We start from the raw sequence: 12,894 nt of genomic DNA on the forward strand, positions 1-12,894 counted from the left end.
AACCGCTATCTGCGGAAATCCACCCGGCCTTGCGAGAAATACCCGTCTATTCGCTGGTCGCTCACCACGAGGCCAACCCAGGGAACGGTGATCTCCGGGTTGTTCAGGTTGATGTATTTCCCGACCAGCCGGCGCGGACCTTCGCGCATCGCTTCGATAAGGCCTCGGCGCTTGCCCGAGTCCCAATCGAACAGCAAGTAGACACGCTCGCCCACTATTCTCGCTTCACCCTGGCCCTGTTTCCATTTATCGGGCGTATCACCCAGGATGGTCGGATCCGCAGCGCCCTTCCAGCGGCTCGACCACTGACCTTCGATCGTGCCGTGCGGGTAGCTGCTATTTCCTGCGCTCCATTGCAGAGCGTTCTCGTCGCTAGCGGACTCTTCCGGCATCGTGTTGCGGGCGAATTGCATTACGTCATTATCATCGGGATACGGAACATCCATAACGCTGAATGGATTTCGCCGGGCCGGATCGTTGTCGGACACGAGATTTAGTTTGACGTTCATTGGGTAACTCCAACCGCACTTGCGTTGCTGTGTGAACGCTTGGGATCGCAGGTTGGAGTTGTTGCAGCCACCCGATTTCCGAAGGAACCTTGCTGGTCACGCCGGATCGGGCAGCTTTCAGATCTCGAATAGATGTGCCGGGAAGGGGGATCGTCGCCGACAAGCGGTCGACGCGGTCCGCCGTTCGAAGAACGCCGATGGCCGATGTGCGTTGCTGGCTCAGGCGACGTCGGCTTTCGCGCCCTCTTGCTCTTGCTCCGCTGCGAGCAGAGCGTCGAGATCGACGAGCTGCGGATCGTCGTCCTGCGGTTCGCCATTGTGGCCTGCGCTGCCATGGAGATGCATCAGCGTCTGCACACGGCGGGCGTTGAGATGGTCCACATGCTGATGCTGCAGCGCTATCGGCAGCAGCGTCTTGGGCAGCCCGACCACCGCAAAGGCCGCAACCTTGCGCACCTCATCACCCTCGCGCCAACGCAGGGGATGGAGGGTGTAGATCAGTTGCCGGTCGATCTCCGCCGATGACGGTTGCTCGGATTCCGATAGCGCGATGCTGGCAAGGTTGGCGTTGCCCGCGCGGGTGCGTACCGCAGCCGAGCGCAGCTCCCAACAGATCAAGTCCGTCGCCGCGCGGACCTCGCTACGCACCGCATCCACGCTAGCCGAGAATCGGGTGGCTTCCGGTATCGACAGCGCGCTTTTCGTGACGGCCTCGACCAGTGCTGTGGCGCCGGATTCGAATCCCGGTGCGGCTCTTTCGATCGCCGCAGCCATCGCCTCGATCTGATCAGCCAGCGCGTCGCGGTCCCGCTGCGCCTTTGCATCAGCGAGGGCGCGCTCGGCAGACGCTACCTGATCATCAACTTCCACCAATTCGGCACGTAACGTCTTGGCGCGGTCCTCGACCGCGCGCATGCTGGCTTCGGCGCGATCGAGCCGGGAATTGTTGGCACCGGCTACCGCCAGCCGTTCGGCGGCGGCGCGCTTTTCTGCAAGGTCCGCTTCGGTGAGGCTGAGCCGTTCGGCCAGCTTTTGCCGCGCCGAGAGCTTGTCTTTCAGCGCGACCTCGAAGCGCTCGATCGGGCTGAGTTCGCGCTTGAAAAATGCCATGGCGGTTCCTCGCGAGGTTGCGATCATCCGCCAGAATCACCTGGCAGATTCGTTCGTGTGCCAGAGTTAGTGCGAAACTTGGATAACATTGCGGCCTGAGTCGGTACAGTTGCTCTGGCCGGGATAAACCGGCCATCGCAGTTGGGGTGGCTTAGCTGAACGGCGCGGCGCGAATCAGTTGTGCCACTTCGGGAAGATGCGCGCGCTGGATGTTCTGCGCCGCGTGGATGCGGGCGCGTTCGAGCGGTGTAGCGACACCGCCGCTGCTATCGCCTGCCTCTCATGTTCTGGATTCGCTGCTGGCCCTGCAGCAGCTTCTGGGTTTCTTGAAGTTCAGGTCACCTGCTGGACACCTTGAAGAGCCGGTACTGTGGCGTCCGGCGCGCTGACCACCCATGTCGGGGTTCGACCCCACGAACACGCGCCAGATGCGCGACGTGACGCAAAGTGAATGTGCTGTTCACGAAATCGCGTTGTATTACAGAGGCTTAATCGTCCCTAAGATGAGCGGGTTGACGGGTCGATCCTGGCTAATGCGGTTTGTCGGGATGCCAACCGAGCACCGCCAGCATCACGAAGAATCCGACGACATAGGCGGCCGCCACCGGCCAGCCGTGGTTGAGCCAGCGCCCGACCGATTTGGCTTCCGGATACATGTTCGACAAAGCGACGCCTGCCGACGAGCCGAACCAGATCATCGACCCGCCGAAACCGACGGCATAGGCGAGATAGCCCCAGTCGTAGCCGCCTTGTTTCAGCGCAAGCGCGGTCAGGGGAATGTTGTCGAACACGGCGGAAACGAAACCAAGGCCGAATGCGCTCGACCAGGATGCGGCCGGCAGGCGGTCGACCGGCATCAGCGAGGCGGCCGTGACCAGGGCAAGAAGAAAGACCGTGCCCTTGAAGGTTTCCGGCATCACCTTCCAGTCCGGCGCACGCCATGGCGCGGTCAGCAGAATCACCGCCCAGACGGCGAGGCCGAGAACCGGGATAATTTCGAGCAAGGCAGGGAACTTCACATTGGCGGTGATGTTCGCGACGAGCGCGGCAACCAGAATGGCGGCGACGATGACAATCCGTGCCGGGTCGACCTTGAGGCCTTTCGCCGGATCCTTCTGGATCGGCGAGTAGCGCTGCTGCTGAATGGAGGCGGGCACTGCAAAAACGAGCATCGCGACGATGGCCGCGATATAGGCTTCCACCACCGCAAGCGGGCTGACACCGGCGATCCACATCATCGTCGTTGTCGTGTCGCCGACGACACTGCCGGCACCTCCTGCGTTCGAGGCGGCGACGATCGCCGCGAGATAGCCGATGTGAACCTTGCCGCGGAACACGTGGCGCGCCACCGTGCCGCCGATCAGCGCGGCGGCGATATTGTCGAGAAAGCTGGACAGCACGAACACCAGCACGAGCAGCACGACGCCGCCCTTCCAGTCGTCCGGCAACAGCGCCGGCATCTCATCGGGAATGCGGCTTTCCTCGAAATGCCGGGACAGCAGCGCAAAGCCCATCAGCAGCAAGAACAGATTGGCGAGCGTGATCCATTCATGCGCCATATGGTGGCCGAGGCCGGCGAGGCCCACGCCGTCCTTGAAGCCGGTGAAAACCAGCTTGTAGACGATGATCGCGGCAAGACCGGTCAGCGCCACCTGAAGCGTCTTGTGATGGAATAGCGCGACCCCGAGCAGCGTCAGCGCGAACAGGATGAAGTCGACGGGTATTCCGAACACAAGGATTGGGTCGATCACCACGGCCTCGTACGCATTGAAGGGGGCGATACTGTAGCGTTATTTCAGCGCTTTCAGCCATGCGGCGATTTCGCTGACTGCGACGTTGGCCTGCTGCAGCAGCTTGCCCATGGTGAAGAAGCCGTGGAACTGGCCCGGAAAGTGCCTGTAGGTCACGGGCACGCCGGCTTCCTTCAGCCGCGCGGCATATTCGGCGCCTTCGTCGCGCAGGGGATCGGCGCCTGCGGTCAGCACATAAGCCGGTGGCAAACCAACAAGCGTCTTTGCGCGCGCGGGCGAGGCTTTCCAGTGATCGATGTCGGCGGTGCTGTTGAGATAATGGTTGCAGAACCATTTGATGACGGAGTGCGTCAGCAGGATGCTGGTCTCGGGCTCGCTGTGCGAGGGATGCTTCATCGCAAAGTCGGTGGCGGGATAGACCAGCACTTGGCCGGCAAGCGTCGGGCCGTCACCGTCACGCGCAGCCAGCGCCACGACGGCAGCGAGATTGCCGCCGGCGCTGTCGCCGCCGACCAGCAAATGCCCGGCGTCGATGCCGAGCTCGCCGGCGTTGGCGGCAACCCATTTGGTCGCGGTGATGGCGTCGTCGGCGGCGGCAGGGAATTTGTGCTCGGGCGCCAGCCGGTAGTCGACCGAGATGACGATCAACTCGCCCTCATGGGCCAGCTTCTGGCAGACCACTTCATGGGTATCGAGGTCGCCGATCACCCACCCGCCGCCGTGAAAGAACACCAGGCATGGCGCAGCCCCATTGGTCTTACGCAGCGTCTTTGGCGTGTAGATGCGCGCCGGAATCGTGCCGTGCGGCGCCGGGATGTCGAGCGGCTTGTTCGATTGAAGCGCGGGCGGCTCGGGATTGCTGACGACGCGGGCGGCCCGATAGTACTCGCGCGCTTCCGGTGCGGTCAGCGTCTCGTAGGCGGGCCGGCCTGCTTCCTGGAAAGCCTTGTAGACGGCGGCGGCATCGGGATCGAGTGTGACGGGCATGATCGGGAATGAACCTCTGTTTCTGAGTACGTCATTCCGGGTCTGGTCCTTCGGACTATCCCGGAATGCCAACGCTAAGCGGCGGTGCGGCCGCCGTCGACGGTGTATGCGGAGCCGGAGACGTAGCTCGCTTCATCCGAGGCCAAGAACGCCACGATGGAGGCGACTTCGGACGCCTGTCCGAGTCGCCGCGCCGGAATCCGGTCGACGATCTTCTCAGGTGGCGGCGGCTCGTTGCCGGGATTGCGGCCCTGCAGGATCGTGCTGAGCATCCGGCTGTCGATCAGGCCGGGGCAGACGCAGTTCACCCGCACGCCGGTGCCGGTGCACTCCCAGGCGGCGCTCTTGGTGAGCCCGATCACCGCATGCTTGCTGGCGCTGTAGACCGCGATCATCGGCGAGCCGATGAGGCCGGCGATGGAGGCGGTGTTGATGATGCTGCCCTTGTTCTTTTTCAGCATCACTGGCAGCACATGCTTCATGCCGAGAAAGACGCCGACCACGTTGACGTCGAGCATGCGGCGAAAACTCTCCAGCGAATATTCCGGGATCGGCTTGATGTCGCCCTCGACGCCGGCGTTGTTGTAGAACACGTCGATCGTGCCGAACCTGTCGAGCGTGGCGCGGACATATTCCGCGACTTCATCTTCCTGTGTGACGTCAGCGGTGATCGCCAGCGCTTCGGCGGTGGCGGGCAGGCCGCTGATCGCGGCCTTGAGATCGTCTTCCCGACGGTCGACAGCGACAATCCGCGCACCGCGTTCGGCCAACAGGTGAATGGTTGCGGTTCCGATGACGCCGGCCGCGCCGGTCACGACGGCAACCCGGCCATCGAGGTGAATTCGATCGGGCATGTTCTTCAGGTTTCCTCTGGCTCGCCCGGTTATTCCGGATTTTTGCTGGTTTTTGCGCGGGAGCGACTATTTCATTTGGAACGGGGCATGGCTAGATCATGGAACGCCTGTCGGAGGACTGTTTGCGCCGTTCGGGGCCATGATCGAGATCATGGAGCGCCGGTCGGATGACTGGTTTCCGCCGTTCCGGGCCATGATCGAGATCATGGAACGCCTGTCGGAGGACTGTTTGCGCCTTTCGGGGCCATGATCGAGATCATGGAGCGCCGGTGGGAGGACTGGTTTCCGCCGTTCCGGGTCAAGATCGAGATCATGGACCGCCTGTCCGGAACTGATCTCGGCCATTTCGGGCCATGATTCCATGCGGCGGGAAGAGGGCAAACCGCCCTTTCCCCGCCGTATTCAGCGTGTTAACCGGAAGGGACGCGAGCGGCGGATTAGTCTGTACTATGTCGCGAGCCCGATTCGCCTTTTAAAGCCGCGCGAGATGCTTCGAACCATTGCCCTGACCGGTCTTGCGGCCCTGATCGCCGCCACCACGGCCACGCTCGCGCCACCCGCGCAGGCGCAGATCGGCAATATCTTTTCCGATCCGCCGCTGCGGCCGCCGGGCGCCATTCCCCGTGGCAATCAGCAGCAGCAACAATTCCCTGACGACGACGAGGAAGTGCCGGAACTGCCGCGCGGCCGCCTGTTGCCCACCCCGAACCGTCCACCGCCGGGGCAGGGCGCTCCGCCGCCGGGCAGCTTCCAGTCGCAGCCGCTGCCGCCGCCGCCCGGCACTCCGCAAGGCACCCAGCCCGGCGTTGCGGTTCAGCCGCCGCAGCCCGGAGGTCCCGGCGTTGCCAACGCGCCGCCCGGACAGCGCCAGCCCCAGCCCCCCGCCAAGGGCGTGCCGAGTTCGCCGGCGACCCTGCAGCCGGGCGACGAGGTCGTGTCCGAGCCGCCGGCCACCAAGATCACCAACAAGAAGGCGAGCTTCTCCGGTCTCGACAAGATCACCGGCCGCATCATCAATTTCGACGAAGACATCGGCGAGACCGTGCAGTTCGGTGCGCTGCGCGTGAAGACCAGCGCCTGCTACACGCGGCCATCGACGGAAGCCGCCAACACCGACGCATTCGTCGAGGTCGACGAGATCACGCTGCAGGGCGAGGTGAAGCGGATCTTCTCGGGCTGGATGTTCGCCGCCAGCCCCGGCCTGCATGGCGTCGAGCATCCGGTCTACGACATCTGGCTGACCGACTGCAAAGTGCCCGACCAGACCATCGTCAGCGCGCAGCCCGATCCGCCGAAAGCGGCTGCGCCGCCGCCCGGCGCCAAGCGTCCGCCGCCGCCGCCGAAGCAGGCCGCGCCGCGTCCGCCGGGACCACCGCCGCAGCCGCAATTCCAGCAGCAGCCGCAACAGGCGGCTCCACCGCCGCCTCCGCCGCAGCAGCGGCCGGGCGGGCTGTTTGGCGGGCTATTCGGGAATTAAGGACGTCTGCGCTCCCGCGTGGGCATCTTGATATGTCCCAACACTTATTATCCGCCGTGCAACTTCCACTTGCCGTCGGCAGCGCACCGAAGGGTGGCGTCGCCCATCCGGATGTGCGTTGTGAGGAAATCGATGAAGGTGCGCACGCGCGCCGGCAGCGGTCCGGCGTGGCCGACGTAGATCGCATGGATATCTTCGCGGTCCCCGGGATTGTAGTTCTGCAGCACCGGAACCAGGCGCCCGGCCTCAATGTCGGGACCGATGTGGAATAGAGCCAGGCGTGCGCAGCCAACACCGCCGAGCGCGAGCCGGCGGACCGCCTCGCCATCGCTGGCGCGCGCGACCGGCGGCGGAAGAACCTCCTCGATCCGTTCGCCGCGACGGAATGGCCAGCCGCGAATGCTGCGCGGAAAAGTCCAGCCGATGCCGCGATGGCTGGCGAGTTCAGATGGCGTCTTCGGCTCGCCGTAGCGGGCAAGATAAGCCGGCGCGGCCACCACCGCCATGCGGCTGGTCCCGAGCTTGCGCGCAACGAGGCGCGAAGCCCCAAGTGGCCCGACGCGAATGGCTACATCGGCGCGCTCCTGCATCAGGTCTATGACCGTGTCGGTGAGAACGATGTCTAGCGTGATGTCGGGATGTTGGGCGAGGAAGCGCGGCAGCAGCGGCATCACGTGCTGCATGCCGAAGGGGATGTTGCTGTTGACCATCAGATGCCCGCGCGGCGCTGCACCGGAGCTGGCCTCGCGCTCGGCCTCCTCGATCTCGCCGAGGATGCGCAACGAGCGCTGATAGAAGGCTTGGCCTTCCTCGGTCAATTGGAGCTTGCGCGTCGTGCGGTTGACAAGACGCGTGCCGAGCCGGGCTTCGAGGCGGGATACCAGCTTGCTCACGCCTGATGGGGTCAGGCGAAAGCTTTTTGCCGCGGCGGTGAACCCGCCGAGGTCGACGACGCGGACGAAGACCTCCATCTCGGCAGAACGGTTGGTATCGAGCCGGGCCATGTTGATTTCACGTCACAAATGATTGGACTGCCGGCATTCTAATTCTTCCGCCGCCCTTCCGCTATTTGCGTTGCAACAACCCTGTCCTGATCCGGAGCAACGCATGCCCGCCGCCGTCCTTGCGCTCACCGCCGGTGCCTTTGGCATCGGCACCACTGAATTTCTTATCATGGGTCTCTTGCTGCAGGTCGCCGCCGACATGCAGGTCTCGGTCTCCGCGACGGGCCTGCTGATCTCAGGCTACGCGCTCGGCGTATTCGTCGGCGCGCCGATCTTGACGCTGGCGACCCGGCGGATGCCGCGCAAGGCGGTGCTGCTTGCCCTGATGGCGATCTTCACCTTCGGCAACGCCGCCTGCGCGCTGGCGCCGGACTACGGGCTGTTGATGGCGGCGCGGGTCCTCACCTCTCTCGCCCATGGCACATTCTTCGGTGTCGGCTCCGTAGTGGCGACGGGCCTCGTTACCGAGGACAAGCGTGCTTCCGCGATTGCCACCATGTTCATCGGGCTGACAGTGGCTACTCTGCTCGGCGTGCCCTTCGGCGCGTGGTTCGGCCTGATGCTGGGATGGCGCGCCGCATTCTGGGCGGTGGCCGCGATCGGTGTGGTTGCCTTCGCGGTGCTTGTCGTTTTCGTTCCCGGCAATGTGGATGGCAATGAGAAAGCCACTTCGCTTAGCGAGGAGCTGGCGGTAGTCGGCCGTCCGCAAGTCCTGCTCGGCCTCGCCATGACAGTGTTCGGTTTTGCCGGCCTGTTCGTGGTCTTTACCTATGTTCAGCCGATTCTGACGCGGCTGACCGGCTTCTCTGAAGCGGCGGTCTCGCCGATCCTTCTCGTGTTCGGCGTCGGCCTGTCGATCGGCAATGTTGCGGGCGGGCGGCTCGCCGACCGTGGTCTCGGGCGTGCCCTGATTGCCACGCTCGCGGCGCTTGCGCTCGTGCTCGTCGCGCTTGCCGGGGTGCTGTCGATCAAAGGCCTCGCCGTGGCGTTTATCTTCCTGCTCGGCATCGCCGCCTTCGCCACCGTGGCGCCGCTGCAGCTTCGCGTGCTCGAAACGGCTGGCACGCAGGGCCGCACGCTTGCCTCCAGCCTCAACATTGCGGCTTTCAATCTCGGCAATGCGCTCGGCGCGTGGGCCGGCGGGCTTACGATCGATTACGGCTTGGGCCTTGCCGCGCTGCCGCTCGTCGCGGCGGCGATCACCGCGGCGGGGCTCGTGCTGGCGCTATGGAGTTTACATCTCGACCGGCCGTTACCTTCCGCTGCGGCGTGCCCGGCGGAATGAACTAAAGGATCAAAAGGGAGCACGATGATGGAATATCGCAGCCTGGGTGTCTCGGGTCTGAAGGTCCCCGTTATCAGTTTCGGCACCGGCACGTTCGGCGGAGAGGGGCCGCTGTTCTCAGCCTGGGGCCGCAGCGGCGCCGAAGAAGCGAGGCGGCTAATCGACATCTGCCTTGAGGCCGGCGTCAACATGTTCGACAGCGCCGATGTCTATTCGAACGGCGCATCGGAAGCGATTCTCGGCGCCGCAATCAAAGGCCGCCGCGACAAGGTGCTGATCTCTACCAAGACGAGCCTGCCGATGGGTGACGGTCCATTCGACGCCGGCTCATCGCGGCATCGCCTCGTGTCGGCGGTGGACGCTGCCTTGCGGCGGCTCGGGACCGACTACATTGACTTGCTGCAGCTCCACGCCTTCGATGCCTTCACGCCAATCGAGGAAGTGCTGTCAACGCTTGATGGCCTCGTCCGTGGCGGCAAGTTGCGCTATGTCGGCGCCTCCAATTTCTCCGGCTGGCAGTTGATGAAGTCGCTCGCCATTGCCAATCGTCACGGCTGGCCGCGCCATGTGGCGCACCAGGTCTATTATTCGCTTGTCGGCCGCGACTATGAGTGGGAGCTAATGCCTCTCGGTCTCGATCAGGGGGTCGGCGCGCTGGTCTGGAGCCCGCTGGGCTGGGGGCGTCTCACCGGCAAGATACGACGCGGCCAGCCGCTGCCGGCGGGCAGCCGCCTGCGCGAGACGGCGCAGTTCGGTCCACCCGTCGATGAGGAGCGGCTCTATGGCGTCGTCGACGTCCTCGATGCCGTCGCGACCGAGACCGGCCGCACCGTGCCGCAGGTCGCGATCGCATGGCTGCTCACCCGCCCGAGCGTGTCGTCCGTGATCATCGGCGCGCGCGACGAAACGCAACTGCGCGACAATCTTGGCGCCGTCGGCTGGTCGCTGACCGCCGAGCAGATCGCGCGCCTGGACAAGGCGAGCGCGGTGATGCCCTGCTATCCGTACTATCCTTATCGCACACAGGAGGGCTTTGCGCGATTGAACCCACCGCCGATTTGAGCCGATCAATTGCGTTTGGCGATGATCGCAAGCGCATCCGCCCCGCTGATCGGCTGACCGGCGTTCAATTTAAGGAAATCCGCAGGCTCGCCCACGATCGCCTTGTCGAGCAAGGTGCGGTAGCGGCGTCGCGGAATTTCGACCGCACCGAAGCTGCGCAGATGCTCGGTGACATATTGCGTGTCGAGCAGCTCGAAGCCGCCGGCGATCAGCCGCGCCACCAGATGCACCAGCGCCACCTTCGACGCGTCGCGGGCACGGTGAAACATGCTCTCACCGAAGAAGGCGCGTCCCAGACTGACGCCGTAGAGGCCGCCGGCGAGATCGCCGTCCTGCCAGACCTCGACACTGTGACAGTGTCCGAGCTGGTGGAGCCCGAGATAGAGATCGCGGATGCGCTTGTTGATCCAGGTGTCGTCGCGGCCGGGCTGCGGCGCGGCGCAGCCGGCGATGACCGCCTTGAAGGTGGTATCGACGGTGACCTTGAACGCATCGGAACGCACGGTACGGGCAAGCCGCGAGGCGACGCGGAAGCCGTCGAGCGGAATCACGCCGCGCATTTCCGGCTCGACCCAGAACAGGGTCGGATCATCAGCGCTCTCGGCCATCGGGAAGATGCCGCAGGCATAGGCCCGCAGGAGCACTTCGGGCGTGATTTCGGAAGCAGCGGACTCGCGCGAGGTCATGCGCTGGAGAATAGCAGCACGGACAGGGACTATGCTACCTGCCGAAGCGACTGTTAGTTCTCGTAGCCGAACAGTTTGGCCGGGTTGGTCACCAGGATTTTCTGCAGTTCCGCGTCGTCCGCGACGTACCGATAGAGGAGCTCGAGCAGATCGGCATCGTTCGGCGGCTGGACCACCGAGACCGGATGCGGCCAGTCGCTCGCCCATACGCAGCGGTCGGGCGCTGCCTCGATATAGGCGCGCGCGATCGGAATGACATCGTCCCAGGGCGGACCCTGCTTCGAGGTCTTTTCGCCGAGCGACAGCATCACCCAGAAATTGCCCTTCGAGAGTAGCTGCAGCATCTTCTGCAAATTCGGATCGTCCTTGCCGCGTGTGGGGTCGGGACGCGCCATGTGATCGATCAGTACGGGAACGTCGAGGTTCTCGTATTTGGCGACGCTGGAGACGATGCCGTCCTTCTCCGGCTGGATTTTTGCGTACCAGCCGAGCTCGCGAATTCGTGCGATCGCGCGTTCGAAATCCTTGTCCGAGAGCACCGCGCCGAGTTCCTGCCGGAAGCTGAAGCGGGCGCCGCGCACGCCGGCATCGTGGAGTTTAGCCAGATAGGCATCATCGGCTTCGGCAAACACCAGCGCGTTGGCGCAGCCGCGATAATTTGGCCCCATCGCAGCGAGGCCATCGAGCACCACGGCATGATCGGCGCCATAGGTCGTGGTCTGCACGATGATGCCGCGCTCGATACCGAGCGTCTTGTGGACGCGCAGCGCCGCTTCCCAGGTCGCCGTCGGCATCTGGTAGGCGGCACCCGGCCGCACCGGATATTTTTCCAGCGGGCCAAGCACATGGAACTGGCTATCGATGCTCTTCGGCGGCGGCAGCTTTGAGGGACGGCGCGGGTTCGGATCGAACGGAAGATAGGTCGGCATCTTAGGTTCCTTGTCTGATCGCGGTCAGCCGATCACGGCAGTGAAATCGCATTGCACGAGCGCGCCGTTTTCCATGTCCATCTGCAGCGCATGGCGGGCAGGGCGGGAATTTTCGTCGGGAAACATCTTCAGCCACTCGACATTGACGGGCGCGCGCTGCTTGCGGTCCTGCAACCAAACCGTCATCTTGATGATGTCGTCGGTGGTGCCGCCGCCGGCTTCCACGATCGCCTTCATGTGCGCGAACATGTTGGCGCATTGGTCTTCGATGCGCTCGGGCATCGCGCCGGTTTTTGGGTCGCGTCCCAGGATCACGCCCGACATCAGGAGATTGCCGATGCGGCAGGCGTTTGGAATGGGATTGGCGTGCTTGAACTCGCCGATATGAATGCTCTTGCGCCGTGTCATCTCTTCCTCCGCGGAACGCTTATTATTCAGACGAACTGGCAGGACACCGACCCGAACCGGCCGTAATCGGCATGAAAAGTGTCGCCCCTCGTAATCTCAACCGGGCGCGTGAACGAGCCGGCCAGCACCACCTCACCGGCTTCGAGATGCTCACCCTGCGCGGCCAGCCGGTCGGCGAGCCAGGCCACGCCATTGGCGGGATGGTTGAGCACGCCGGCGGCGATGCCGGTCTCCTCGATCTGGCCGTTGCGGAATAGCAGCGCCCCGATCCAGCGCAAGTCGGCATCGAGCGGGCGGATGGGCCGGCCGCCGACAACGAGGGCTGCATTCGCGGCATTGTCGGAAATCGTATCCATCACCTTGCGCGGCGTCTTGGTGTCGGGATCGACGCGGTGCATCCGCGTTTCCAGAATTTCGAGCGCCGGCGTGACGTAATCGGTGGCATTGAGCACGTCGAACAGCGTGCAATCAGGTCCCTTCAGCGGTGTCTTCAGCACGAAGGCCAGTTCGACCTCGATGCGGGGCGCGCGGAAGCGGTCGAACGGGATTGGTGACGCATCGGGATAGAACATGTCGGCGAACAGCACGCCGTAGTCGGGCTCTGAAATGCCGACGGCATTCTGCATCGCTTTGGACGTGAGGCCGATCTTGTGGCCCTTGACGACGCGGCCGCGCGAGAGCTGCAGTCTGGTCCAGGCGCGCTGAATGGCGTAGGCGTCCTCGATCGTGAGGTCCGGGTAATCGCGCGTGAACGCCGGGATCAGGGACTTGCTGCGTTCGGCCTCGTCCAGGCGCTGCGCCAGAAGTTCGACGGTTTGCTGATCGAGCATCT

The 12,894-nt window shown here is 64.1% G+C and carries 14 protein-coding genes; 4 read left to right on the top strand and 10 right to left on the bottom strand.

Annotation, left to right across the window (positions count from 1 at the left end; genetic code table 11):
* Positions 1-5 precede the first annotated feature (5 nt).
* From J6524_RS01530 to J6524_RS01550, 5 genes are all read right to left on the bottom strand, one after another.
* Positions 6-509: a hypothetical protein gene (locus tag J6524_RS01530; protein ID WP_225668475.1), complete on the bottom strand. Its 504-nt coding sequence runs from the start codon at positions 507-509 to the stop codon at positions 6-8.
* Between the two features lie 219 nt (positions 510-728).
* Entirely contained in the window at positions 729-1,619 is an 891-nt protein-coding gene (locus J6524_RS01535) for a hypothetical protein (RefSeq protein ID WP_225668476.1), read from the bottom strand.
* 530 nt (positions 1,620-2,149) lie between these two features.
* Positions 2,150-3,370 (bottom strand): citrate transporter, encoded by a 1,221-nt coding sequence (locus J6524_RS01540; protein WP_225668478.1) that lies wholly within the window; start codon positions 3,368-3,370, stop codon positions 2,150-2,152.
* A 39-nt stretch (positions 3,371-3,409) separates the two neighbouring features.
* Complete coding sequence (gene lipP1 / locus J6524_RS01545; protein ID WP_225668479.1) at positions 3,410-4,357, bottom strand: LipP1 family hormone-sensitive lipase; 948 nt, start codon at positions 4,355-4,357, stop codon at positions 3,410-3,412.
* A 74-nt stretch (positions 4,358-4,431) separates the two neighbouring features.
* Positions 4,432-5,211: an SDR family NAD(P)-dependent oxidoreductase gene (locus tag J6524_RS01550; protein WP_225668481.1), complete on the bottom strand. Its 780-nt coding sequence runs from the start codon at positions 5,209-5,211 to the stop codon at positions 4,432-4,434.
* Here J6524_RS01550 and J6524_RS01555 point away from each other — a divergent pair.
* Together J6524_RS01555 and J6524_RS01560 are read left to right on the top strand one after the other, a co-directional pair.
* Positions 5,210-5,461: a hypothetical protein gene (locus J6524_RS01555; protein ID WP_225668483.1), complete on the top strand. Its 252-nt coding sequence runs from the start codon at positions 5,210-5,212 to the stop codon at positions 5,459-5,461. The genes J6524_RS01550 and J6524_RS01555 overlap by 2 nt on opposite strands.
* A gap of 237 nt (positions 5,462-5,698) precedes the next feature.
* On the top strand, positions 5,699-6,688 hold the full coding sequence (locus tag J6524_RS01560) for a DUF2155 domain-containing protein (protein ID WP_225668484.1): 990 nt from the start codon (positions 5,699-5,701) through the stop codon (positions 6,686-6,688).
* Between the two features lie 47 nt (positions 6,689-6,735).
* Here the strand turns inward: J6524_RS01560 and J6524_RS01565 are convergent, their stop codons facing one another.
* The gene (locus tag J6524_RS01565) at positions 6,736-7,692 is read right to left on the bottom strand and encodes a LysR family transcriptional regulator (RefSeq protein ID WP_225668485.1); all 957 of its coding nucleotides are present in this window, start codon (positions 7,690-7,692) and stop codon (positions 6,736-6,738) included.
* A 103-nt stretch (positions 7,693-7,795) separates the two neighbouring features.
* Between J6524_RS01565 and J6524_RS01570 the strand changes: the two genes are divergently transcribed.
* Both J6524_RS01570 and J6524_RS01575 read left to right on the top strand, forming a co-directional pair.
* Complete coding sequence (locus J6524_RS01570) at positions 7,796-8,977, top strand: MFS transporter (RefSeq protein ID WP_225668486.1); 1,182 nt, start codon at positions 7,796-7,798, stop codon at positions 8,975-8,977.
* Positions 8,978-9,004: 27 nt separating this feature from the next.
* Positions 9,005-10,039, top strand: a complete 1,035-nt coding sequence (locus J6524_RS01575; RefSeq protein ID WP_225668487.1) for an aldo/keto reductase — start codon at positions 9,005-9,007, stop codon at positions 10,037-10,039.
* A gap of 5 nt (positions 10,040-10,044) precedes the next feature.
* Here J6524_RS01575 and aat read toward each other — a convergent pair whose 3' ends face one another.
* From aat to hpaH, 4 genes are read right to left on the bottom strand one after another with little or no spacing between them, the layout of a single operon-like run.
* Positions 10,045-10,725: a leucyl/phenylalanyl-tRNA--protein transferase gene (aat, locus tag J6524_RS01580; protein ID WP_225668488.1), complete on the bottom strand. Its 681-nt coding sequence runs from the start codon at positions 10,723-10,725 to the stop codon at positions 10,045-10,047.
* A 53-nt stretch (positions 10,726-10,778) separates the two neighbouring features.
* A complete protein-coding gene (locus tag J6524_RS01585) occupies positions 10,779-11,654 on the bottom strand; it encodes an amidohydrolase family protein (protein ID WP_225668489.1) in 876 nt (291 codons plus the stop codon).
* Between the two features lie 24 nt (positions 11,655-11,678).
* Entirely contained in the window at positions 11,679-12,062 is a 384-nt protein-coding gene (locus tag J6524_RS01590) for a RidA family protein (protein WP_225668490.1), read from the bottom strand.
* Between the two features lie 26 nt (positions 12,063-12,088).
* The gene (gene hpaH, locus J6524_RS01595; protein ID WP_225668492.1) at positions 12,089-12,892 is read right to left on the bottom strand and encodes a 2-oxo-hept-4-ene-1,7-dioate hydratase; all 804 of its coding nucleotides are present in this window, start codon (positions 12,890-12,892) and stop codon (positions 12,089-12,091) included.
* Between the last annotated feature and the right edge of the window lie 2 nt (positions 12,893-12,894).

The organism is Bradyrhizobium hereditatis (assembly GCF_020329435.1).
Lineage (GTDB): Bacteria > Pseudomonadota > Alphaproteobacteria > Rhizobiales > Xanthobacteraceae > Bradyrhizobium > Bradyrhizobium hereditatis.

What these genes read in the sequence shown, in the direction of transcription:
- J6524_RS01590 (WP_225668490.1), bottom strand. Translation starts at nt 12,062, where the DNA reads ATGACACGGCGCAAGAGCATTCATATCGGCGAGTTCAAGCACGCCAAT.
- J6524_RS01575 (WP_225668487.1), top strand. Translation starts at nt 9,005, where the DNA reads ATGGAATATCGCAGCCTGGGTGTCTCGGGTCTGAAGGTCCCCGTTATC.
- J6524_RS01530 (WP_225668475.1), bottom strand. Translation starts at nt 509, where the DNA reads ATGAACGTCAAACTAAATCTCGTGTCCGACAACGATCCGGCCCGGCGA.
- J6524_RS01570 (WP_225668486.1), top strand. Translation starts at nt 7,796, where the DNA reads ATGCCCGCCGCCGTCCTTGCGCTCACCGCCGGTGCCTTTGGCATCGGC.
- J6524_RS01565 (WP_225668485.1), bottom strand. Translation starts at nt 7,692, where the DNA reads ATGGCCCGGCTCGATACCAACCGTTCTGCCGAGATGGAGGTCTTCGTC.
- J6524_RS01560 (WP_225668484.1), top strand. Translation starts at nt 5,699, where the DNA reads ATGCTTCGAACCATTGCCCTGACCGGTCTTGCGGCCCTGATCGCCGCC.
- J6524_RS01550 (WP_225668481.1), bottom strand. Translation starts at nt 5,211, where the DNA reads ATGCCCGATCGAATTCACCTCGATGGCCGGGTTGCCGTCGTGACCGGC.
- J6524_RS01585 (WP_225668489.1), bottom strand. Translation starts at nt 11,654, where the DNA reads ATGCCGACCTATCTTCCGTTCGATCCGAACCCGCGCCGTCCCTCAAAG.
- J6524_RS01555 (WP_225668483.1), top strand. Translation starts at nt 5,210, where the DNA reads ATGTTCTTCAGGTTTCCTCTGGCTCGCCCGGTTATTCCGGATTTTTGC.
- J6524_RS01535 (WP_225668476.1), bottom strand. Translation starts at nt 1,619, where the DNA reads ATGGCATTTTTCAAGCGCGAACTCAGCCCGATCGAGCGCTTCGAGGTC.
- aat (WP_225668488.1), bottom strand. Translation starts at nt 10,725, where the DNA reads ATGACCTCGCGCGAGTCCGCTGCTTCCGAAATCACGCCCGAAGTGCTC.
- hpaH (WP_225668492.1), bottom strand. Translation starts at nt 12,892, where the DNA reads ATGCTCGATCAGCAAACCGTCGAACTTCTGGCGCAGCGCCTGGACGAG.
- lipP1 (WP_225668479.1), bottom strand. Translation starts at nt 4,357, where the DNA reads ATGCCCGTCACACTCGATCCCGATGCCGCCGCCGTCTACAAGGCTTTC.